The organism is Rahnella sp. 1L-D-7-B-C2 (assembly GCF_057290995.1).
In genome coordinates, this window is the sequence record NZ_JBXAVQ010000001.1 from 50692 (window position 1) to 72800 (window position 22109).

23 protein-coding genes, 1 tRNA gene and 1 pseudogene are annotated in these 22109 nt (G+C 50.8%); 15 read left to right on the plus strand and 10 right to left on the minus strand.

Annotated elements, in window-relative coordinates; translation table 11 throughout:
• Positions 1 to 31: 31 nt before the first annotated feature.
• The 6 genes from dsrB to AC0Z7K_RS00220 all read right to left on the minus strand — a co-directional run bounded on the left by dsrB (position 32) and on the right by AC0Z7K_RS00220 (position 4927).
• Positions 32 to 229 carry a protein DsrB gene (dsrB, locus tag AC0Z7K_RS00195; protein ID WP_112165037.1) on the minus strand — a complete coding sequence of 66 codons (198 nt, stop codon included), beginning with the start codon at positions 227 to 229 and terminating at the stop codon, positions 32 to 34.
• Positions 230 to 566: 337 nt separating this feature from the next.
• On the minus strand, positions 567 to 776 hold the full coding sequence (cspE, locus tag AC0Z7K_RS00200) for a transcription antiterminator/RNA stability regulator CspE (protein ID WP_013575246.1): 210 nt from the start codon (positions 774 to 776) through the stop codon (positions 567 to 569).
• 298 nt (positions 777 to 1074) lie between these two features.
• A complete protein-coding gene (locus tag AC0Z7K_RS00205; protein WP_413528710.1) occupies positions 1075 to 1950 on the minus strand; it encodes an ion transporter in 876 nt (291 codons plus the stop codon).
• A 181-nt stretch (positions 1951 to 2131) separates the two neighbouring features.
• Complete coding sequence (locus AC0Z7K_RS00210) at positions 2132 to 2476, minus strand: hypothetical protein (RefSeq protein ID WP_112165041.1); 345 nt, start codon at positions 2474 to 2476, stop codon at positions 2132 to 2134.
• Positions 2477 to 2642: 166 nt separating this feature from the next.
• Positions 2643 to 3701 (minus strand): NAD(P)-dependent alcohol dehydrogenase, encoded by a 1059-nt coding sequence (locus AC0Z7K_RS00215; RefSeq protein ID WP_413528709.1) that lies wholly within the window; start codon positions 3699 to 3701, stop codon positions 2643 to 2645.
• Positions 3702 to 3916: 215 nt separating this feature from the next.
• Entirely contained in the window at positions 3917 to 4927 is a 1011-nt protein-coding gene (locus tag AC0Z7K_RS00220; RefSeq protein WP_485612229.1) for an AI-2E family transporter, read from the minus strand.
• Positions 4928 to 5235: 308 nt separating this feature from the next.
• On the opposite strand from AC0Z7K_RS00220, the gene AC0Z7K_RS00225 reads away from it, so the two are divergent.
• From AC0Z7K_RS00225 to AC0Z7K_RS00235, 3 genes are read left to right on the plus strand one after another with little or no spacing between them, the layout of a single operon-like run.
• Positions 5236 to 5925 carry a DUF969 domain-containing protein gene (locus AC0Z7K_RS00225; protein WP_413528707.1) on the plus strand — a complete coding sequence of 230 codons (690 nt, stop codon included), beginning with the start codon at positions 5236 to 5238 and terminating at the stop codon, positions 5923 to 5925.
• The gene (locus AC0Z7K_RS00230; RefSeq protein WP_485612847.1) at positions 5925 to 6872 is read left to right on the plus strand and encodes a DUF979 domain-containing protein; all 948 of its coding nucleotides are present in this window, start codon (positions 5925 to 5927) and stop codon (positions 6870 to 6872) included. Before AC0Z7K_RS00225 ends, AC0Z7K_RS00230 begins: the two co-directional genes overlap by 1 nt.
• Before the next feature lie 12 nt (positions 6873 to 6884).
• Positions 6885 to 7898, plus strand: coding sequence for a DUF2891 domain-containing protein (locus AC0Z7K_RS00235; RefSeq protein WP_485612230.1), 1014 nt, complete (start codon positions 6885 to 6887; stop codon positions 7896 to 7898).
• Between the two features lie 26 nt (positions 7899 to 7924).
• On the opposite strand, the gene lpxA is transcribed toward AC0Z7K_RS00235, so the two are convergent.
• Positions 7925 to 8716 (minus strand): acyl-ACP--UDP-N-acetylglucosamine O-acyltransferase, encoded by a 792-nt coding sequence (gene lpxA, locus AC0Z7K_RS00240; RefSeq protein ID WP_485612231.1) that lies wholly within the window; start codon positions 8714 to 8716, stop codon positions 7925 to 7927.
• A gap of 383 nt (positions 8717 to 9099) precedes the next feature.
• Between lpxA and AC0Z7K_RS00245 the strand changes: the two genes are divergently transcribed.
• Complete coding sequence (locus AC0Z7K_RS00245) at positions 9100 to 10728, plus strand: phosphoethanolamine transferase (RefSeq protein ID WP_485612232.1); 1629 nt, start codon at positions 9100 to 9102, stop codon at positions 10726 to 10728.
• A 24-nt stretch (positions 10729 to 10752) separates the two neighbouring features.
• On the opposite strand, the gene AC0Z7K_RS00250 is transcribed toward AC0Z7K_RS00245, so the two are convergent.
• Positions 10753 to 11649: a LysR family transcriptional regulator gene (locus AC0Z7K_RS00250; RefSeq protein ID WP_485612233.1), complete on the minus strand. Its 897-nt coding sequence runs from the start codon at positions 11647 to 11649 to the stop codon at positions 10753 to 10755.
• A gap of 159 nt (positions 11650 to 11808) precedes the next feature.
• On the opposite strand from AC0Z7K_RS00250, the gene AC0Z7K_RS00255 reads away from it, so the two are divergent.
• Positions 11809 to 12315 (plus strand): phenolic acid decarboxylase, encoded by a 507-nt coding sequence (locus AC0Z7K_RS00255; RefSeq protein WP_413528702.1) that lies wholly within the window; start codon positions 11809 to 11811, stop codon positions 12313 to 12315.
• Between the two features lie 76 nt (positions 12316 to 12391).
• Here the strand turns inward: AC0Z7K_RS00255 and AC0Z7K_RS00260 are convergent, their stop codons facing one another.
• A complete protein-coding gene (locus tag AC0Z7K_RS00260; protein WP_485612234.1) occupies positions 12392 to 13405 on the minus strand; it encodes an alpha/beta fold hydrolase in 1014 nt (337 codons plus the stop codon).
• Positions 13406 to 13628: 223 nt separating this feature from the next.
• Here AC0Z7K_RS00260 and AC0Z7K_RS00265 point away from each other — a divergent pair, with 223 nt between their 5' ends.
• The 3 genes from AC0Z7K_RS00265 to AC0Z7K_RS00275 all read left to right on the plus strand — a co-directional run bounded on the left by AC0Z7K_RS00265 (position 13629) and on the right by AC0Z7K_RS00275 (position 16331).
• Positions 13629 to 15164: an EAL domain-containing protein gene (locus AC0Z7K_RS00265; protein ID WP_485612235.1), complete on the plus strand. Its 1536-nt coding sequence runs from the start codon at positions 13629 to 13631 to the stop codon at positions 15162 to 15164.
• 171 nt (positions 15165 to 15335) lie between these two features.
• On the plus strand, positions 15336 to 16112 hold the full coding sequence (gene mtfA, locus AC0Z7K_RS00270) for a DgsA anti-repressor MtfA (RefSeq protein WP_485612849.1): 777 nt from the start codon (positions 15336 to 15338) through the stop codon (positions 16110 to 16112).
• A gap of 143 nt (positions 16113 to 16255) precedes the next feature.
• Positions 16256 to 16331, plus strand: a tRNA-Asn gene (locus tag AC0Z7K_RS00275).
• 164 nt (positions 16332 to 16495) lie between these two features.
• Here the strand turns inward: AC0Z7K_RS00275 and AC0Z7K_RS00280 are convergent.
• Positions 16496 to 17407, minus strand: coding sequence for a LysR substrate-binding domain-containing protein (locus AC0Z7K_RS00280; RefSeq protein WP_485612850.1), 912 nt, complete (start codon positions 17405 to 17407; stop codon positions 16496 to 16498).
• A 163-nt stretch (positions 17408 to 17570) separates the two neighbouring features.
• Between AC0Z7K_RS00280 and AC0Z7K_RS00285 the strand changes: the two genes are divergently transcribed.
• From AC0Z7K_RS00285 to AC0Z7K_RS00315, 7 genes and pseudogenes are all read left to right on the plus strand, one after another.
• Positions 17571 to 18104, plus strand: a complete 534-nt coding sequence (locus AC0Z7K_RS00285) for a sugar ABC transporter (RefSeq protein WP_485612236.1) — start codon at positions 17571 to 17573, stop codon at positions 18102 to 18104.
• 4 nt (positions 18105 to 18108) lie between these two features.
• On the plus strand, positions 18109 to 18435 hold the full coding sequence (locus AC0Z7K_RS00290; protein WP_485612237.1) for a hypothetical protein: 327 nt from the start codon (positions 18109 to 18111) through the stop codon (positions 18433 to 18435).
• Positions 18436 to 18448: 13 nt separating this feature from the next.
• Complete coding sequence (locus tag AC0Z7K_RS00295) at positions 18449 to 19288, plus strand: MBL fold metallo-hydrolase (RefSeq protein ID WP_485612238.1); 840 nt, start codon at positions 18449 to 18451, stop codon at positions 19286 to 19288.
• Positions 19257 to 19508, plus strand: a complete 252-nt coding sequence (locus AC0Z7K_RS00300) for a hypothetical protein (RefSeq protein ID WP_485612239.1) — start codon at positions 19257 to 19259, stop codon at positions 19506 to 19508. The genes AC0Z7K_RS00295 and AC0Z7K_RS00300 overlap by 32 nt, the downstream gene beginning before the upstream one ends.
• Positions 19509 to 19799: 291 nt before the next feature.
• Positions 19800 to 20072, plus strand: a pseudogene (locus AC0Z7K_RS00305) (DinB family protein); the annotation flags it as partial.
• Positions 20073 to 20366: 294 nt separating this feature from the next.
• On the plus strand, positions 20367 to 21401 hold the full coding sequence (locus AC0Z7K_RS00310) for a S66 family peptidase (protein ID WP_485612240.1): 1035 nt from the start codon (positions 20367 to 20369) through the stop codon (positions 21399 to 21401).
• A gap of 204 nt (positions 21402 to 21605) precedes the next feature.
• Positions 21606 to 22058 (plus strand): GNAT family N-acetyltransferase, encoded by a 453-nt coding sequence (locus AC0Z7K_RS00315; protein WP_485612242.1) that lies wholly within the window; start codon positions 21606 to 21608, stop codon positions 22056 to 22058.
• Positions 22059 to 22109: the final 51 nt, after the last annotated feature.

Genomic DNA, 22109 nt, shown 5'->3' on the forward strand with positions numbered 1-22109 from the left:
TTTTTTATGGAAGTGACGCAAACGGTGTGGTTCAGGCTTCGCTGTCTCGCGGTACGACGAAGGTACCGTCTTTGGTATCGCCCTCATTGAAGAACCAGATACCTGCCGGATAATCTTCCAGCGCGACCAGATACATCACACCTTCGTAAAACTCTTCTACGGCGAGTACTTTACCTTCGCGACGCGGCCCGCCGTCTGTTTTTACTGTGACAAGATCATTAACTTTCATCAGGTTATCCCATGGTTTTCAATTGTCTTTATTGTAGTACAGACAGCCGGAGAAAGGCACGGTGGGAGGTGAAAGCGGGTGAAAAACCCGAAGATAACGCAGGGAAACTCATTTTCAATTTCTTAACCATTTAGCGCCAGAATCCTGACGGTTATTTCTTTTATACTTCTAACGTGCTCACCCCCGAGGGAGTACGTAATGAATGTCATAAGAAATATTTTTGCCCGCCACGTCGCGGGCATTTTTTTGCCCGTTGCCCAAACGACAGACGTAAAAAAACCCGCATGAGCGGGTTTTTGTCATCTTGCTTTGTCACTGAAACAGTGAGGAAGCAAAATTAGATAGCGGTAACGTTAGCCGCAGACGGACCTTTAGCACCGTTCTCGATAGTGAACTGTACGTTCTGGCCTTCAGCCAGGGTCTTGAAACCTTGATCCTGGATAGCGGAGAAGTGTACGAACACATCTTTGCTGCCGTCAGCAGGAGTGATGAAGCCAAAGCCTTTAGACTCGTTAAACCACTTAACCTGACCTTTCATCATTGACATAAGAATTACCTTTTAAAAATAAATTTCGCCACCATGGGCATGTTATAGCCGGATTTCAGTCGTTACTTATGGAGGCACTAAGAAGGAAATTCGTCAGAGCAGGGTTATCATGGATAACGCTTTAAATTGGAACAACTTTACTCAGGATGTCGTGCATAAATAGGTCTGTACCACAGGCCGAGACGTATTTACTCATGACTGCCATTTAATAGCAACTCTTTTTAACGCAATGTCGAGGGAAAGCCGAAAAATAGTCTTTTTATGAACCAGCTAGTACAATCATTGAGCAATTATAGGTCTATTTATCAACAGGTTGAGATCTTTCTGCTTGAAGAGCTTCACCACAATGCGCGCAAAATTTTGCATCAGATTCGTGCCCGGAATGCAGACAATTCTGACAAGAACGGGCCGCACGCCCCTTTTCCAACTCCTGTGACATATAAGCCGTCAGAATTCCGGTCGGTACAGCAATGATGGAATAACCTAACAGAATGAGGACAGAAGCCAGCATTCTGCCCGTCGCCGTATGCGGGGTGATATCGCCGTAACCCACCGTGGTCAGCGTGACCACCGCCCAGTACACTGACGCGCCCAGCGACGTAAAGCCATCCTTGCCCTCTTCCACCGCAAACATCAGACCGCCGAACAGGCAAAGAATGATCGCCACAAAACCGAAGAAGATGCCCAGCTTGCGCCGCGCGCGCATCATGCTGCGCCAGAGGATGCCGGCATCGTTCATATAGCGCAGGAGTTTCAGGACGCGCAGGACGCGCAGAACCCTCAGCAACCGCACCAGAACCACCAGATCGGTAGCTCCGGCCAGTGACGGCATCATCCATATGATGTACATCGGTAAAACAGTACAGAGATCGATAATGCCGAAGAAGCTCACCGGATAGTGGGTTTTGCGCGGCGAACACAGCACGCGCAGCACATACTCCACGCTAAACAGCGCCGTGAAACCAAGCTCGAGCAAACCGAAGCGCCAGAGAATGTCCGGCGTATTGGGAAAGAGATCGCTCGCGCTGGATTCGAAAAACAATACCACCACGCTCAGTAATGACGCGGCGATCCAGAATGCTTCCATCCGGCGGCCGCTGCGGGTGCGGTGTTCAAACAAAAGGGCAAAACATCGGCGGCGGGTTGCCGCGAAAAAGCGATAGTCCTGAGCCATAACAAACGCCAGCAATGAAGAATAAGCGAAGAATAAACGCTTTTCGTCCGCGCGCCTATCGGCTGCCCTCACCCTTTCCACCAAAAAAAACGCCGGTCACTCAAGGTGATCGGCGTTTATTGGCCTGTATTTGCAGAACATTGCAGAAATTTTTCGTTCGCTGACGCGGTGACCCGTGCCGTTAGTCCATTAATTCAGAAACGGCGTTGCGCACATAAGCAGTGATTTGCGCGACGTCTTCAGCATTCGCACTTCCCCCGCCAATAGATCGCACGGTGTTTTCCAGATGACCGATGTCCTGCTCAACTTTCTTCGCAATCTGTACTTTTACGATGGTATCGACGGACGAGATAAAGGCGCGCATCACGGCCTTCAGCGCAAAAATCTCGCCAAAGGAGTCGTATGCCGGTTTCTCAGCCGCCCTCGAACTTGGCTCTGCAGCCCGCGGAGGCAGGCTTTTCAGGCTGTCCACATGTTCAATCATCAGATCCATATCTCTGATGAGTTCATCAAAACTCTTAGCCACTGGTTTTCCTTCGCCATGCGAAAGGCAGCAGGATACCACTGCCGTTACAAGCCGAGAAGCCACAGAAAGAAGTTATGCTCAAATTTCGCCACAATGCGCCTGCCGGTGAGGATTGCTTCGCGGGCTGGCAGGCGCATCAGGTCGCTATTTAACCAAAATCAGGGGGTTAAGCGTTTTTCAGTGAAGCCATGTCAACAACAAAGCGGTATTTCACGTCGCTTTTCAGCATACGTTCGTAAGCGCCGTTGATATCCTGCATGTCAATCATTTCCACGTCACTGGTGATGCCATGTTCAGCACAAAAATCCAGCATTTCCTGAGTTTCAGCGATACCGCCAATCAGGGAGCCGGCAACGGTTTTGCGGCCCATGACCAGTTTGCCACTGTGCAGCGCAGGCTCGATTGGCTCGATCAGACCAACCAGAATGTGGGTACCATCGCGTTTCAGGGTATCCAGATACGGGTTCAGGTCATGTGCGTTTGGCACGGTGTCGAGAATGAAGTCGAAGTGGCTTTTCACGGCCGCCATCTGCTCTTCATCGGTAGACAACACAACGTGGTCAGCGCCAAGACGGTAAGCTTCCTGCTCTTTGCCCTTAGAGCGCGTGAACAATGTCACGTCTGCACCCAGCGCTTTAGCGAATTTCAGACCCATGTGCCCGAGACCGCCCAGACCGACAACTGCCACTTTATGGCCTTTACCGACTTTCCAATGCTTCAGCGGGGAGAAGGTGGTGATACCGGCACACAGCAGCGGTGCGGCGGATTTGATGTCCAGTTTTTCGGAAACGTGCAGAACGAATTTTTCTGCTACCACGATTTGTTCGGAATAACCGCCGTAGGTCATCATGTTGTCATGACGATCGTAGCTGTTATAGGTCATGGTTGCGCCTTCTTCACAGTACTGTTCCAGGCTTTCCGCGCAGGACTCACAGTGCTGACAAGAATCGACCATACAACCGACACCGACAAACTCGCCGACTTTAAAGTTGCTGACTTTTGCACCGACCTGCTTCACGCGGCCGATAATTTCGTGTCCCGGCACCATCGGATAGATACTTTGGTGCCATTCGTTGCGCGCCTGGTGGATATCTGAGTGGCACACGCCGCAGTACAGAATGTCGATCACAACGTCGGTATCACGCGGGTCACGGCGAACAAAATTATGAGGCGCAAGAGGCGCATCCGCTGAAAGTGCAGCGAAACCACGAACGTTAAGAGTCATTTGTTTCTCCTGAAGGGCTGACGGAATACTTGCGCACTGCAAAAGGCAGGCACCGCAGAAGTATGACGCGTTCAGGCGAAGAACAAATATAACGATCCTCGCCATTACTTGCCTGAATCTGTTTTTTTCAGGAGTTTTAAATCAGGACATTCCGATAGCCAGAAGGTGGCGCCGCCGACTGGCAGCGCCATTTTTGAGAAGAGATGTGGAAAGGATTAAATCAAACCGGCGTCTTTCAGTTCACTTTTCAGATAAGCGTAATAGATAGGTGCCGCGACCACGCCCGGTATGCCAAACGCCGCCTCGAATACCACCATTGCCAGCAGTACTTCCCAGGATTTTGCCTTGATGCGGTTGCCCACGATGCGCGCATTGAGGAAGTATTCCACTTTATGAATGATTATCAGATAACCCAGCACCAGCGCCCCCACCCACAGCGAGAGCGACAGCCCGACGATGAAAATCAGCGTATTGGAAATCAGATTACCCACCACCGGCAGCAGACCGCAAACAAAGGTCAGCGCGACCAGCGTTTTCGCCAGCGGCAGATGGATGCCAAACAGCGGCAGAATGCCAAACAGGAATAGGCCCGACAACACGGTATTGATAAGCGAAATCTGGAACTGTGCGAACACCACGTTGCGAAACGCGGCACTCAGCAAGTTCACGCGATCCAGCAGCTCTTTTTTCAGCGGGGCGTGGTGTTCGCCCTTAGTGTGGCGCTGAAGCGAAATAATCGCGCCCAGAATCATACCGATCAGCATGGTAACAAACACGTGTGCGGCATTTTTGCCGAATGTCTGAATCATCACGATGTGCTCACGCAGCCATTGCAGGAAAGTGCGCTGCAACTCCTCGATGTTGGCCGGAAGATAATGCAGTAACACCGGCGATAACCGGCTCTGCGCATCGGTCAGCAGCCGTGACACCATGGCGTTAAACGCCACCGGGTTTTTCATGTCTTCCATCAGGAAATCCGCGATACCTGCGACAAAGATGATCAGACAGCTGACCACCACGGTGCTGATAAATGCCACAACGACCCAGCGCGCCCGTTCACCACTGATAATTTTCTGAAAGTGTGGCGTCAGCGCATTGACCAGTTCGTACACCACAAAACCGGCGATAAAACACGCCAGTAAATGAAGAGGAAGAATCAACAATAACCCGCCCATCACAATCAACAAACTGAGCCAGCGAATGTGATTCGATCTCATAATTTGCATTGCCTGCATCCTTTAACTGCGTGACCGGGATTCGCCCCGGATATTGTTAATATCATAGCATCGAACATCAGCCGTTTTTTTATTTTGTCCAATAACAAAGTTTCTGATTTGCAGAGCAATTTCCTATGATCTCCGCCGGTTTTGCATCTTGCGCTCCAGTAGAACGCTTGTTACTTTCCGCCTCTCGGTTTTATTTATGCGAAATCGCTATAAGAAATAACCCACCGTTATTTCCGGTGTATTTCGCATTGAACCGCACTTAAAACAAAAAAACACAACATCGTATTCATTCGTTCAGAGGTAGTCATATGTGGGTGTTAATTGGTATTCCGATCGTCGTGCTGGGATTTGCACTGCGGTTTAATCCGTTGCTGGTGGTGACCGTGGCCGGGATTTCGACCGGACTGGCCGGCGGTATGCAGACCATTGAAATCATCAGTGCGTTCGGCAAAGCCTTTACCGAAAACCGGTATATGGGGCTTATCTGGCTGACATTACCGGTTATCGCGTTACTCGAGCGCAACGGCCTGAAAGAACAGGCGAAACACCTCATCTCCAAAATTCACGTCGCGACCACTGGCCGTATTTTGATGCTCTATTTCTTCCTGCGCCAGATGACGGCCGCGCTGGGGTTGAACTCGCTGGGCGGACACGCGCAGATGGTGCGCCCGCTGATCGCCCCAATGGCTGAAGCCGCCGCAACCACCAAGTACGGTGATTTGCCCAACGATGTGCGCCAGAAGATCCGCGCCCACTCGGCCGCTGCGGACAACGTGGCGGTGTTCTTCGGCGAAGATATCTTTATCGCCGTGCAGTCCATCCTGCTTATCAAAGGTTTCCTCGCGCAGTACGGTATCGACGTCGAGCCGCTGCACCTGTCGGTATGGGCGATCCCGACCGCCATCGCGGCGTTGATTATTCACTTTATCCGTTTATGGCTGCTTGACCGCTCGCTGGCTAAACGTTTTGACAGCCAACACGGGAGCGCAGCGAAATGATCAACCTTCAGTCAGTGTATATCCTCGCAGGCCTGATGTTCTGCGCCTATGCCTTCTTCAACCTGCGCGATAAAAGCAATTCCCGCCGTTATGTGAACGCGCTGTTCTGGGGCGTTTACGGCGTAACCTTCCTGTTTGGCGGAGAGCTGCCGCACTTTGTCACCGGCTGTCTGGCGATCCTGCTGGCAGTCATTGCCGGTACCGGCAAACTGGGTAAAGGCAAAACCGACAGCGAACAACCGGAAATGATTGAAAAACGCGAAGCGGGCGCCCGACGTTTTAGCAGCAAACTGTTCATTCCCGCCCTGCTGATCCCGATTGTGACGCTTATTGGCACGCTGACCCTGAAATACACGCCTTTCGTGGAAGCTAAAAACGTTACGCTGATTTCTCTGGTGATCGGAACACTGGTCGCCTTTTTTGCCGCGCTGATTATGCTGCGCGATTCGCCGGTGAAAGCCATTAAAGCCGGTGGACAGACAATGGACACCGTTGGCTGGGCGGCAATCCTGCCGCAAATGCTTGCTGCGCTGGGCGCGCTGTTTGCGATGGCCGGCGTCGGCAGCGTGGTGGCGGATCTGGTGAAAAACATTATTCCGCTTGGCTCCCCGCTGGCGATTGTGGTGGCGTACACCTTCGGTATGGCGCTCTTCACCATGATCATGGGTAACGGATTTGCCGCGTTCCCGGTGATGACGGCCGGTATCGGGCTGCCGCTTATCGTAAATCAACTGGGCGGTAACCCGGCAATCATGGGCGCTATCGGGATGTTGTGCGGTTTCTGCGGTACGCTGATGACGCCGATGGCGGCAAACTTCAATATCGTCCCCGCCGCTCTGCTCGAATTACAGGATAAAAACGGCGTGATTAAGGCGCAGTGGAAAACCGGCGTGCTGCTGTTGCTGGTTAATACCGCGTTCATGTATTTCTTTGTGTTCCGCTTCTGATAAGGAAAGACGATGACGACAACGCAACTGACGCCAGAAATGGCGTCACGTTTTGCCTCGCTGGCGCTCAATCATTTAACGCGCGAGTTTCCAAATAAACTTATGCACGCTATGAGCAGCGCCGCTGACGCTCAAACCCCGCGGCAACTGCATCCGATTTTCTACGGCAGCTATGACTGGCACTCCTGCGTTCACGGCTACTGGCTGTTGCTGCGCTTGCTGAATAAATTCCCGAATCTGCCGCAAGCAGAGAAGATCATTGCGGTGGTCGGTGAACATTTCACCGCAGAAAACGTTGCAGGTGAAATGGCGTATCTGCAACAGCCGCAACACGCAGGATTCGAGCGGCCTTACGGCTGGGCATGGTTTTTAGCACTGACGCAGCAACTCAATGAAATGGCGCTGCCGCAGGCCGCCGTTTGGGCAAAAAATCTCGCGCCGATGACCCGATTCTTCGAAGAAAGCTTTACCACTTTTCTGCCGAAGGCGACCTATCCGCTTCGCGTCGGCAGCCACTTCAATACCGCGTTTGCACTGGCGCTGACGCTCGATTACGCCCGCAGCGTGAAGCATGAGTCGTTGAGTGAACTGATTAAAGAAACGGCGCTGCGCTGGCATCTTGATGACAGGCATTGTCAGGCCTGGGAACCGGGCGGTGATGAGTTTTTATCACCCTCACTGATGGAAGCGGAACTGATGCGTCGCGTGCTGCCGGGGGAAGAGTTTGTTACGTGGTTCGGGTATTTCCTGCCGGATCTGGCACAGAGCCAGCCCGCGACGCTGTTCACGCCCGCCACCGTCACGGACCGCAGCGATGGCAAAATTGGTCATCTGGACGGTCTGAACCTCAGCCGCGCCTGGTGCCAGCGCGCTCTGGCCTCAGCGTTACCAGAAAATGACCCGCGCGTAGCGCTCTTACGTCAGACCGCTGAAGCTCATTTACACAGCGCGCTGGATCATCTTGACAGCGATTACATGGGTGAACACTGGCTGGCAACCTTCGCCCTGCTGGCGCTGGAAGCCTGACGTTTCGGTGCGGGGTGTGTTTCGAGTCAACCGCGAATAATGCCCCGCACCGAGCGGGTAAAGAAATCATTGAACTGGCGCAGCATCGGATATTCCGCACTGAGCCGTTCAATCTCCAGTTTCACCACTTCTACCGGCTCCTGCTGGTGATAAAGCAAATCATATAAATGGCGGATCACCCGCTGTTCTTCGGCATTTGCCCTGGCAAAGGCTTGCGCACGTTCATTAATCCCCAGCGGAACTGCGCGGTTGCCGTTCGCCAGCACATAAGGCGGAACGTCCTGCACGACGCAGGTGTTGTCGAGCAGGCGTGAACCGGTACCGACGATGCAAAACTGATGCACTGCGCACAGTGCGCCGAGCTGTGAATAATCTCCCAGTGTGACGTGACCGGCCAGCCCGCTGTGATCGCCCATGGTGGTGTGATCCCCTACCTGACAGTCATGACCGATGTGCACCCCTGCCTGAAAGATATTCTGATGGCCAATACGCGTGACGCTGCCGCCCTGAGCCGTGCCGCGGTGCAGCGTTGAGTGACGGCCTATGTCATTTCCGTCTCCGATTTCGAGGCGTGCCGGTTCCCCGTCGTACTTCAAATCCTGACTGATTTCGCCTACCGACGATCCCATGCCAATTCGGTTCTCACGACCGATCGTGGTATCGCCATTAATGACGACGTGCGAGGCAATGATGGTGCCTTCTCCGATCCGCACGCCCGCAGAGATAAAGCAGAAAGGCCCGACAACAACGTGCGGGCCGATAATGACACCGGGTTCAACGATACTGCTGGCCGCAATTGTGGCCGAAGATGAAATCAACGAAAATCCTTCTGACAACCGCTCTGCGTGCAAAAGCCGAACGCCGTAAACGTCAGTAGTAAATTAAACCGAATCTGGATTAATCAGCGGGAGGATCAGAATGAGTCGAAAGGTGCACTCAGAAAGGTATAAACAGGTTGGCTGTTTTTCTCGCAACTCCCCTGCTATGCCGCCTAGCATAAGGGTTTGCGAAGGTAAACCCAGCTAACTATATTTTATTTATTTTCTGAACCTTTCTTAAAAATGAGAGCTGTGAATCATTTGTGACACTTCAATTAAGGCTTTCTTAAGCTAGCAATATTAAGATTCCCGGCAATTCATTTATGGGCGTGATGGTTTCAGACCGGTCGCGCCAGCAACCTTCAGTTTTTTGGGAGTTCTCATTGCGCTATTTATTTCCAAAGATCAGCTATTTCACGCTGACTTTGTTGCTCAGTTTGTATTTCACCTTTGTCGTCAACCTGCCAATTTTGCTACATTTTTATCGCATTCTGCATGCGCTGCCCGCCTATAACCTGGCGTTTGCGCTGACCATCCCCGTGGTGCTTTTCTTTGCCCTGAACTTTGTGTTCACCCCTTTCAGTTTCCGGCCGTTGCTTAAACCATTCTTCATGATTATTTTGCCGGTCAGCGCGCTCGCCAGCTTCGCGATGATGACCTATCAGGTGGTGTTCGATCGCGGGATGATCGAAAACATTCTGGAGACGCAGTCGGCTGAAGCGACCTCCTATCTCAACGTGCAGGTCGTGCTGTGGTTTGTCTTCACCGGCGTGCTACCGGCAATTTTGCTGTTCCTCACGCCGGTCAGCTATGAAAAAACATCGCTGCGCCGCCTGGGCGTGCGGCTGGTGTCAATGATCGTGTCACTGGCGATCGTCGCTTCCGTCGCGGGTGTGTTCTACAAAGATTACGCCTCGGTCGGGCGCAACAACCGTACCCTGAATCTGGAAATTGTGCCGACCAACTATCTTTACAGCGCGTTCCAGTACATGAATCATCGCTATTTCACCAAAAAGATGCCGTTCCAGAGCATCGGTAACGACGCCAAACTGGTGCAGAAACCGGGTGAGAAACCAAACCTGGTGTTTCTGGTGATTGGCGAAACCGCCCGCGCGCAGAACCAGTCTTCAAACGGTTACGCTAAGCCGACCAACGAATACACGCAGGCCACGCCGGACGTGGTGTTCTTCAATCACATGACCTCCTGCGGCACTGCCACGGCGATTTCGGTGCCCTGCATGTTCTCCAATATGAAGCGCACCAACTATGACGCCAACCGGGCGCGCAACAGCGAGGGCCTGCTGGATATCCTGCATAAAGCCGGCGTGTCGGTGTTCTGGAAAGACAATGACGAAGGTTGCAAAGGCGTTTGCGACCGTGTGCCAAACGTCATCATCGACACTAAAAAAGACGGTAAATATTGCGATGGCGATACCTGCTACGACATGGCATTGCTGCAAAATATCGACGATGACATTAAGTCCGAGGGTAAAAATACGCTGATCGGCCTGCATTTAATCGGCAGCCACGGCCCGACTTATTCAAAACGCTATCCGCCTGAATTTCGTAAATTCACCCCGGACTGCCCGCGCAGTGATATCGAAAACTGCACGCAGGAACAGCTGGTGAATACTTACGACAATACCCTGCGCTACACCGATTATGTGGTATCGCAGGTGATTGAAAAGGCGAAGCAGTATCAGGATAAGTACAATGTGGCGGTGATATATCTTTCCGACCACGGTGAATCGCTGGGCGAGAACGGTCTCTATCTGCACGGTACGCCGTACAGCGTCGCACCCGCGCAACAGACGCACGTACCCATGCTGTTCTGGCTGTCCGAGGGTTATGTAAAGGCACAGGGGATCGATATGCCTTGCCTGAAAGCCAATGCGGCGAAGAATGATGTGTCACAGGATAATCTGTTCCACACAGTGCTGAGCGCAATGAACGTGCAAACCAGCGAGCGCGACGCGCAGCTGGATATCCTTGCCGCCTGCAAAAAGCCGTAAGATGAAAAGTGGCTGCCCTGAAACTCAGGGCAGCACTTCACACTCCGCCAGAATACACTGCGAAAGTGCCCCGATCGTCTGATCAAAGTTTTGCGATTCTTTATCCATTACCATATACAGCGCCGTTTGCCGCACGGTTCTGGCCGCCAGTAACAGGCGGCTGAGCACGCCACTTTCCAGCACCTTTTCGACACTGCCCAGCGGCAGCCAGCCGTATCCTACGCCAACCGAAATTGCCTCCATCGCCGCGGCCACCGTGGTGAATGTCCAGTTCGACGCCTGCCCGCTGGCGCGATTCTCCGTGCGCTGCGAACGCCGGTCAGCTACCGAGATTAGCGGGAAGCGCGCCAGATCTTCGGCAGAAAGTGGTGCGGGCAGCTGAAACAGCGGGTGATCGCTTTTCGCCACCGGCACGAAATCGACGTCCAGAAGAAAACGCCCGTGAATGGCGTTTTCAGGGGCCAGCGTAGTGATGTACAAATCCGCTGATCGTTCATTTAATTGCTCAATGCTTTCGCCGCGCAGGATTTCCGTCAGGTGCACCTGCGTGTCAGGAAACTGCTGCTGAAATGCTTTCAGCGCACGGAATAAGCGGTCTTTCGGGAACACGCTGTCGACCACCAGACTCAGCTCGGTGCGCACGCCCCCCCGCAGACCGGCGGCGCGATGTTCAAGTTGCAAAAACGCAGAGATCAGCGGCGACGCCTGTGCCAGCAACGCGCGCCCTTGCTCGGTCAGCAAGGCTTTGCGCCCGGTGATTTCCAGCAGCGGCAGCCCGAGGCGTTCCTGCAATCCGCTCAACGCATAGCTTACCGATGACTGACTGCGGTTCAGCGCCGTCGCGGCCTGTGCAAAACTTCCCTGCTCAATCACCGTTTGCAGCACAACCCATTGTTCAAGCGTGGATCTTGGCAGCGCCATATTGTGTCCTTATCTGAAAGCCGTTAACTCAGCGCATAATACATCTATTTATCCGATTCTTTTTATCGGATATCAGCGTTTTTTTATCAACTTTTTACAGCGTATTATTTTCCCATCGAAACGAAACGTTTCATCCCGAACACATTAAGGAGAATCACCATGAGCAACTTTGATAAACATGACCTGAGCGGTTTCGTTGGCAAACATGTTGTGTATACCTACGACAACGGCTGGAACTATGAAATTTATGTGAAAAATGCCGAAACTCTGGATTACCGCATTCACAGTGGCCTGGTGGGCAACCGTTGGGTCAAAGATCAAAAAGCCTACATCGTTCGTGTGGCGTCGGATGTGTATAAAATTTCATGGACCGAGCCGACCGGCACCGACGTCAGCCTGATAGTGAATCTGGGCGATAACGTTTTCCACGGCACCATCTTCTTCCCGCGCTGGGTGATCAATAATCCGGAAAAAACCGTTTGCTTCCAGAACGACCATATTCCGCTGATGAATGCTTATCGCGACGCGGGCCCTGCGTATCCGACCGAAGTGATCGATGAATTCGCCACCATCACTTTCGTCCGTGACTGCGGCGCAGATAACGATACTGTGATTGCCTGTGCAGCCAGCGAGTTACCGGCTAATTTCCCGGATAACCTGCGTTAATCCCTGATAACGATAAAATGCAGATGAAAAAAAACCGCAGCCTTCAGACGCTGCGGTTTTTCATTGGGTGGCAAAATCAGTTCGCCAATGTTTTCAGCAATGCGGCGTTAAATTTCTCCGGTTCTTCCATCTGCGGCGCATGACCCAGACCTTTAAATTCAATCAGCTTCGCATGCGGAATCAGCTTCGCGGCCTGTTTTCCCAGCACTTTGTAGTGACCGATTTTGGCTTTCACGGCCGCTGACGCAATGTCGCTGCCGATCGCCGTGGTATCGGCCGTGCCGATCATCAGCGTAGTCGGCACCTTCAGGTTTTTGAATTCGTAAAAGACCGGCTGGGTGAAGATCATGTCGTAAATCAGCGCCGAGTTCCACGCGACCAGTTTATGCCCCGGCCCGTTGTTCAGCCCCGCCAGCATATCCACCCAGCGGTCATATTCCGGTTTCCATTTGTTCACGTAGTAGGTTTTCAGCTCGTACTGTCTGATACTTTCTGCCGAGGTTTTCAGCTCACGGTCATACCATTGATCGACAGTGCGATACGGCACGCCCTTGGCTTTCCAGTCCTCCAGCCCTATCGGATTCACCATCACCAGCTTCGACACGTCGGCCGGGAACATCAGGCTGTAGCGCGTCGCTAACATTCCGCCGGTCGAATGGCCGACAATAACCGCTTTGGTGATCTTCAGGCTTTTGAGCAATTCATGAGTGTTGATAGCCAGCTGCTGGAAACTGTACTGATAATGGCTGGGTTTGGTCGATGAGCAAAAACCGACCTGATCGGGAGCAATTACGCGATAGCCTTTCCCGGCCAGCGCCGAAATGGTGTCGCCCCAGGTGGCGGCACAGAAATTTTTACCGTGCATCAGCACCACCGTCTGGCCGTTCTTACGGCCCACCGGCGAGACATCCAGATATCCCATCTGCAGCGGCGCACCCTGCGAGGTAAAAGAGAACTGTTTTAGCGGAAATGGATAATCAAAACCCTGCAGCTGCGGCCCGTACGACGGCGCATCGGCGGCCAGCGCAGAGCCGGTCGCGCAAAGGGATAAAGCAGCGGCACACAAAAGCAGTTTAAGGCGGGGAAGCATGAGATCGTCCTGATGTTGTGGTCTGACAGGCGTAAAGGCTTATGCTACAAACTTTAGGCGACCCTGCAAACTGAAACCGCACAAACTGATTTTCGGTTTGGGCTTCAGGCACATAACGAAAAAATTTCCTGCGTCATCCTTTCACCTTTCCAGCAGACTCTCCCCGTTATGCGTTATATTAAAGAAAGTCAGCCTTCACAAATTCTTACTGGTGGATACTCCTTTGGCTCTCTCCGTACCCTGGCAATACCGCCCGCGATTCAGACTTTGTCTGTCGATACTGGCTTTTCTGGTGGTCGCCGCGTTGGGCACGTTGGCCATTTCATGGCAGACTTCACAGGGCCTGCGTAAGGATACCGCCGCCAGTCTGGCGCAATCCGTGCGTCTGGTGGACATGACGCTCAGTAATGCCACTCTCGCAGCTGATGCCGTCCGCTCACTCGTCGGGTCGCCCTGCACCGAGGACACGATTCAGGCATTACGTTGGCAGGTCGCCAGAGTGCCAAATGTGCGCACCGTTAATCTGTATCGTGGCGACACCATTTACTGTACCTCCCTGTTTGGCCACAACATTGATTACGTCTCAACAGGCAACTACGCTGGCGGGCAACTTCTGCTGATGAGCGGCAACGCCGTCACGCCGGATCACCCGCTGATCGCCTATCGTCGCGACATTGATGGCAATGGCGTTCTGATTGGCGTCGATGGCTATTACCTGCATAACATCCTCAACCTGCTGAGCACTCATACTTATCTGGTGCTGAAAGTCGGCGATCAGTGGATGGATAATCAGGGCAAAATTCATCGTGATAAAGGCTGGCCGGAAGGCGAGCGGATGATTCTGGCGTCGAAACACTATCCTTATGAGATGCGGCTGGTGATCCGTAAAAGCGATCACTGGCGCTATATCTTCGATTACGCCACCGCCAGTCTGGTGCTGTTCCCGCTGGTCGGACTGTTTGTCGCCTTTATGATCTACCAGCTGCTTGGCCGGTTTGCGACGCCGGTGACGGCGCTGAAAGCGGCGATGGAGAAGCAGCAGTTTGTTCCGTACCTGCAACCGGTGGTGGACGGCACCCACCATCAGATTACCGGCTGCGAAGTGCTGATGCGCTGGCAGCATCCGCAGTCCGGGTTGATCCCACCCTATAAGTTTATCCCCCTGGCTGAGGAAAGCGGCCTGATTGTGCCGATGACCCGCGCAATGATGGAACAGGTGCGTGAACAGTTTGGCCCGCTGGCCGCTGAGTTGCCTAAAGGTTTCCATTTCGGCATCAACATCTGCGCCAGTCATTTTAAAGATCTGACGCTGGTGGAAGATTGCAAAGCCTTTATCGATGCCTTCAAGGCCAATCCGATTAAACTGGTACTCGAGCTCACCGAACGCGAGCTTATCGAACAAACTGAGACCACCCAGAGCCTGTTCAACGGGCTGCGCCGGATGGGCGTACTGATTGCGCTGGATGACTTCGGCACCGGCCATTCCAGCCTGACGTATTTGCAAAAATTCCACATTGATATCTTAAAAATTGACCAAAGTTTCATTCATCGCATCGGCACCGATGCGCTGGCCGGGCACATTGTTGACAACGTAATCGACCTGGCGAAGCGCCTGCAAATGGTGATCGTCGCCGAAGGCGTCGAGACACAGGCGCAGGTCGATTACCTGACGCCCTACCAGATCGAATACCTGCAAGGATACTTTTTCGGCAAGCCGGTCGCGGCAAATGATTTTGTCGAAAAGTGGTTAAAGGAATAACGTGAGCTATGTCTTATTAGATGACTGCACATTTTGCTTAAAATCAGCGGATGTGTAACATCCACTCAGAATCCGTGCAGCACGACGCTAACTTATTGAAGTTACTTGTTTTGGAGTAACATTTTAGCCTCATGCACTGACAGTTTACGTAATCACTTTGCGAGCAAAATGATGATTAAGTGGCCGTGGAAAGCAAATGAGCTGAAAATCGAGAAATCAGATGCGTGGAATGACGCGCTGAATATCCCGCTGTTGTCCTCGCTGAACGAAGAAGAGCAGCAACGTCTGATACAAATCGCCAGCCAGCTGCTGCAACAAAAAAGGCTGGTGCCGTTGCAGGGCGTCGTGCTGACTGAAAAGATGCAGGCGCGCATCGCACTGCTGTTCGCCCTGCCGGTAATGGAACTGGGCGCGGCATGGCTCGACGGTTTCCATGAAATCCTGCTCTATCCTTCCCCTTTCGTGGTTGATACACCGTGGCAGGACGAGAACGGGCTGATCCACGCCGGTATGCAAATCCACGCCGGCCAGAGCTGGGATCAGGGCCCTATCGTGCTGAACTGGCAGGATATCGAAGATTCGTTTGATAACTCCGGCTTTAATCTCATCATTCACGAAGCTGCGCACAAGCTCGATATGCGCAACGGCGGCGAAGTCACCGGTATTCCGCCGATCCCGCTACGGGAAGTGGTTGCCTGGGAGCATGACTTGCAGGCCGCGATGCAGAACCTGCAAGATGAGATAGACACCGTCGGTGAAGAGGCCGCCAGCATGGATGCCTACGCCGCTACCGATGCCGCCGAGTGTTTTGCGGTGCTTTCCGAATACTTCTTTAGTGCGCCAGAATTACTGTCCGATCGGTTTCCGCTGGTATACGGCCATTTCACACGTTTTTATCAGCAAGACCCGCTGGCACGGCAACGTCGTGGACAGCGCTGCGATTGTTAATCCTGCCTGAGAAGCCATGTTTTCAGGCTCAGAATGGTGATTTTCAGCCGTATTGATTAGATGCTGAGCAGTCAGAGTATTTTATCGAATTTAGCGTTGACACCCAGGCGCCCTCTGGATATTATGCGCCCCGTTCACACGATTCCTCTGTAGTTCAGTCGGTAGAACGGCGGACTGTTAATCCGTATGTCACTGGTTCGAGTCCAGTCAGAGGAGCCATATTAGAAAAGCCCGCTTAAGGAAACTTAAGCGGGCTTTTTGCTTTGGTGGAAAAAAAACTTCAACGATCCCTTAATCTCTGAAATTTAACATGTCTGCTTCTGGCACAAGCAGCCCTGTGGAGGGTTCGTTAAGTCCGCTATGAGCGAGTAGCGGACCTAACGTCATCGTTCGACATTAAGGCTGGTGAGCGTATTCATTTCATCAGCAAGTAACCAGCGTTCAAAGCTTTCCAGCGCAGCCTCATTGATTCCCGTTTCCGTCGGTTTTACTAAACAGAACTTTTTGCTCAGGCAGTCTGAGGCTGGCCAGGGCGAAACCAGCATGCCGCAACTCAATTCTTTCTCGACATACATACGCGGAACCAATGCTACGCCGTGTCCCGCGATGACGGCAGCGATGGCCATTTCATGAAGATCGTACCGCACACCCTGAGCCGGATTATCGAGGCGTATTCCACTTTCCCGGGCATAGTGATGCCATGCATCAGGATTCTGTCGACGGTGAATGCGCGGAAGTACGTTGAGCTGTCGATTTACGTCATAATTTGTTAACAGTGCGGGATTGCAAACAGGCAGCAGATTTTCCTGAAACAGAAATTGCATACGCATGCCTGCCCATGCGGAATGTTCAAAATGAATGACAGCGTCAAAGCCACTTCCTGGCAAAATGAACGGGTCCGTTCTCGCCGCAATATTTAACGTTATGTCCGGGAACAAAGAGTTAAAGCCGCTCAGGCGGGGAATAAGCCAACGGCTGGAAAAGGTCGGCAGGACGGCGATATCCAGACTCTTACTGCCCTCAGGCATTCCCATTATGTACTGCGTATCTCTTTCGAGCCGATCGAGCGTTTCACGCACGTGATGTGCATAGCGCGCTCCGACAGGGTTAAGCTTTACCCGGCTTCCCACACGGTCAAACAGTTTACAGTTCAGCAACGCTTCAAGACGCGCAATCTGACGGCTAATCGCCCCTTCTGTTAACGATAACTCCTCTGCGGCCCGGGCAAAATTACCGTGCCTTGCGGCGGCATCAAAAGCCTGCAAGGACGCACTACTGGGTATTTTTCTGCGCATAAAACCGGCTCCTTGCTCAGTGCTGACAACATGCTTTATTGACTTAATATCACTAACCTGTGACATATTATCGTTTTTAAGCAGCATAACCAGCCTGTAACATGATGAAAAGTCACTAAGCAATGTATTTGCTTGCGTTTATAACTAATGTAGAGATGGGCTAATGTTCTATACCGTGGAATGTTCGTATAACGCATCTGAAAGCGAGGCCGAATGGAATGCCTTTTACAGCCAGCAAAAACTACCCGCATTGATATCTGTTGCTGGCTTCACTACCTCTCAACGCTTTCGCGCCGTCAAATCCGGCTGCCCAGTTTATCTTGCCATTCATACGATTAATGATGCAGATATTCTCAGCAGTGAGGATTACCGTTTAAAAGGAGGCGGTAATTTCTCTCGTTGGCAGGTCTGCATTACTGACTGGCATCGTAACCTTTATGAAGGTGAAGGCCTTGCTCCAGGCATCTCTTCCGATGAAATTCTACTATTGAGCGCAAAGCCAATAGATTTTTTAGAGACAGTGCGGGGATATCGGGGTCTGGAAATGCATGCGGTGGGGCTGGATAAATCCCCTGGCTATCGCGTTGCATATGTCTTGCCTGTTGAGATGGCCTCGCTGTTTACAGATATGCCTGGTGTGTATCTCTACGAGCCACTGACACCGCAGTTGCAGAGTGCTGAAAAAGGGAAGCCATAACATCATGCCTAACCTGACTTTTTATATTTCTGAAAATCACTCTGACAAGTTTAAAAATCTTGGTGATTTTACCCATAAATGCAGCGCCCTCTGCTGTGACATCCTCGGTGCAGAACCCAAAAACGTTCATATCATTTTTGTCGATGTAAGGCCGGGATGTGGGCAACCGGTCTACGCCGAGCTCTTTTATCGTCTGACAACATTGCGCTCCCCCGATGTGATGAAGAACTTTATGCGTGAACTGGATTTTGCCACTCAACAGACCTCTGGTCTGATGACCCGTATTCGTTGTTTTGGCTCCCCAGCAGAACACCTATTCGCCTGCAACTGACCTCGAGGTAGTAATGAGCCATCCCCTTCCGTTCCGTCAGATTGGCGATTTTCACATAACTGCGCTGAGTGACGGCAATATGTCAGCGAGTCTGGATTTGCTCTCAGGCATTGAAAAAGCTGATGCGGACCTTCTTCAATGCCGCGCCGGAATCAGTGAGCCCGGCGATATCCATATAAACTGTTACCTTATCCGCGGTTTGGGTCGGATCATTTTGGTTGACGCTGGCACAGGCTCGCTGAATAACATGGCGGGACAACTCAACGCAAACCTTGCCGCAGAGGGTATCAGCCCTGACGACGTCGATACCGTTTTATTGACGCATTGTCATCCGGATCATATTGGAGGCCTGCTGGATTCTGAGAAACAGCCGGTTTTTAAACACGCTGAAATTATTCTTCATCCTCTCGAAGCGCAATACTGGCAGGATGATGAAAAACTCAACATAGCGAATGAGCGCGGGCAACGTAATTTTTGGCTGGTCCGCCAAACCTTAGACGCCTATGCCCGGAAGGTACGTTTTTTTAACGGCGACAAAATAGCAGAAGGCATTCTGCCGGTATGCTTACCGGGTCATACGCCTGGGCATACCGGTTTTCGCATCGATGCGGATGATGAATGCTTATTAATATGGGGAGACATTGTCCATTATCCTCATATTCAGTCAGCGCAGCCGGCTGTTTCTATTTTATTCGACACCGACCCCGCTCAGGCCGAGGAAACAAGAAAGAAAATTATGGAAAAAGCTGTCAGAGAAAAACTGATCATTGCCGGCATGCACTTAAGCCAAGCTGGGTTTGCCAGCGTTCTCAGGGAGGGCAGTGGATACCGCATTTCCTACTCTGAAAAATGAATGGGCAAGCCTGACTGGGTTAGCATCGTTCAAGGTCATCAGTGTCCGTTTCTGGCACGAAGCAGCCCCAAAAGAGATTTCAATGGCTGATCTGAGCGAAAAGCTGACCGCCGGTTTTTCTTCGCTCAGCAAGTCTGTTGCTGTAAACGGAATTCGTCAGCAATTTCATCACAGCTTTTACCCTTGCCGTGCGTGGTGGTGGAGAGTGTCACCCATATGACCGGATATTTTGCCTGTCTACGCTCGATGGCAGGGTTCTTGAAATCCACTGCCAGCGCATCGGTTGTAGTGCCGCTGTTTTCGCCGTAGGGGTTAGCGCAGATTTTGGGGTAAGTTATAGCGTTATGGGCATGTCAGTTCTGGCTTTAGCATTGATAGCCTGGTTAATGTGTCAACTCACGCCAACAAAATGAAATATCCACCACTGACTGTGGCCTTATAAAAAATGAAACTCTGCCAAAAAAAGTGCGTTGTTGATATGCTATTGGTATAGGAAAATCTGGAGAAAATTATGGCAAAGGACACAATAGTTACACTGTTGAAGTACAAGCGTTGGATTGATTCCGAAACTCTAAAAACAATTAAAGCTATCAACGAATGCGCTTATGCAGAAAAACGTCACCTGATGCTAAGGCTGATGAATCATACTCATGTAGTAGACATGATTTTCAGAGCAAATATTTCAGGTCAGCAGCACGGTTACACGGCTTTAAATACCCCAGAAACACCGTCTGTAGATGTGCTTGAAGTTAAAATGGCCGACTGTACGGACTGGTATATCCAGCGGCTTCGACAACCGCTGTGAGCGTGAAGCGGAAGTTCACATTTGTTCTTTGCTAACCACTTTGCATTGTAATCAACTATCCACATATGCAACAAAAACGAACATGCTTATTTTAGCTGCCTTCTTTACATGCATATAATATTTCTTTATTTTATTTTAAACGATTGTCTTGCAATAAATATCTGTGTTACAGAGTATGGCCTGAACAATTTACGTCAACATTATTAAGATTTTTCTCTTTAGGCTCTCTGATCTTAGAATGATCAAAAAGCCATAATGTAAGGATGAAAATATATGTCTATAAAGCAGACTCTGCTGGCTCCCCCTTTGAAAAATGGTGATACGATTGGTTTTTTTTCCCCTTCCTCTCCCGTTACAGTGACGGCACCCAACCGGTTTAATCGCGCAAAATCCTTTCTTGTGAATAAAGGATTTCACCTTAAAGCAGGTAACCTGACAGGCCAGTCAGACTTTTATCGTTCAGGTACCATTAAAGAACGTGCTGATGAGCTCAATGCTCTTATTCGCGACCCTGAAGTACGTTGCATTATGTCCACCATTGGTGGAAGCAACAGCAACTCACTTTTACCATATATTGACTACCAGACCCTTATTCAGGATCCCAAAATAATCATTGGTTACTCTGACGCTACTGCTCTACTCGCAGGAATTTATGCCAGAACAGGATTGGTTACATTTTATGGACCGGCACTCGTTGCTTCTTTTGGTGAATTCTCTCCATTAGTGGATGAGACATATGATTCATTTAGCGAAATACTAATGGAGCCTTTTAACGTCCCCTATTGCTACACTTTGCCAAAAGAATGGACGGATGAGCGACTGAATTGGGACAGCATTGAGAAAGTGAGGGACAAGAGACTTTATGAGAACAAGTGCCGTTTTTTGGGAACTGGGAGTGTTGAAGGACGAGTAATAGGGGGTAACCTCAACACACTTTCAGGAATTATGGGCAGCAAATGGATGCCAGAAGTAAAGCACGGTGATATATTATTTCTAGAAGATAGTCTAAAAGATATTGCTACAGTTGAGCGCTCATTTTCCATGCTAAAAATAAACGGTATATTTGATAAGGTCAGTGCTATTATTTTAGGAAAACATGAACTTTTTGATGATGCAGGAAGTGAGCGACAGCCTTCTGATATTCTACAGGAAGTATTAGGCGCCAGATCTTTACCAATAGTGGACGGCTTTGATTGCTGCCATACACATCCTATGTTAACTCTGCCGCTTGGCGTATTATTGAACATAAACTTTGACAATCGCAGCGTCGTAATAAAAGAGGAATATTTAAGCAGATCTGTCTCCTGATGGTTAGCATACATTCAAAGAATGATGTCCGCTTCAGATACGAACAAGACCACTATGTTGGAAATCGTCGGCTGTGATCGAAAAGCGGACATGACACCTTAGGGATAGCTTGGAAACAGTGTTGTCCTATCACCCATTTTGGGATGATGCTTTCTTTTAGCAGGTTGCTTTATGTTGGTCAAACTCATCTTATAGGGTATAACCATGATAACAGTAGAGAAATCAGATCCATTTTCTTCAGAATCCCATCGCTTAATCGAAATGCTGTCAGCAGAGCTTGCCGCTATTACTGGCGATCACGGCAAAAGTAATTTTATCGTTGAAGCAATGAGTGATGACAAAGCTTTATGGGCATTAGCAAAGAATTCTCAAGGCAAAGCTATAGGATGCGCTGCTATACGGCCATTAACGCAAAATATAGCCGAGCTTAAAAGAATGTTTTCAGACCGAAGTGTTTCAGGGGTTGGCGGTGCTTTACTCAATTTTCTTGAAAAATCTGCAAAAGAGATGGGATATACCGAACTTAGGCTGGAAACTCGACACATCAACTATCGGGCTGTAAATTTCTATGAGAAAAATGGTTATCTTCGTATTGAGAATTACGGCCCATACATAGGTAGGACAGAAGCTGTCTGTTTCTCAAAGATATTGCGCTGATTGTATTAATCTGATCTGACTTTCGCTTCTGGATAAAGCTGACTTGCTGAT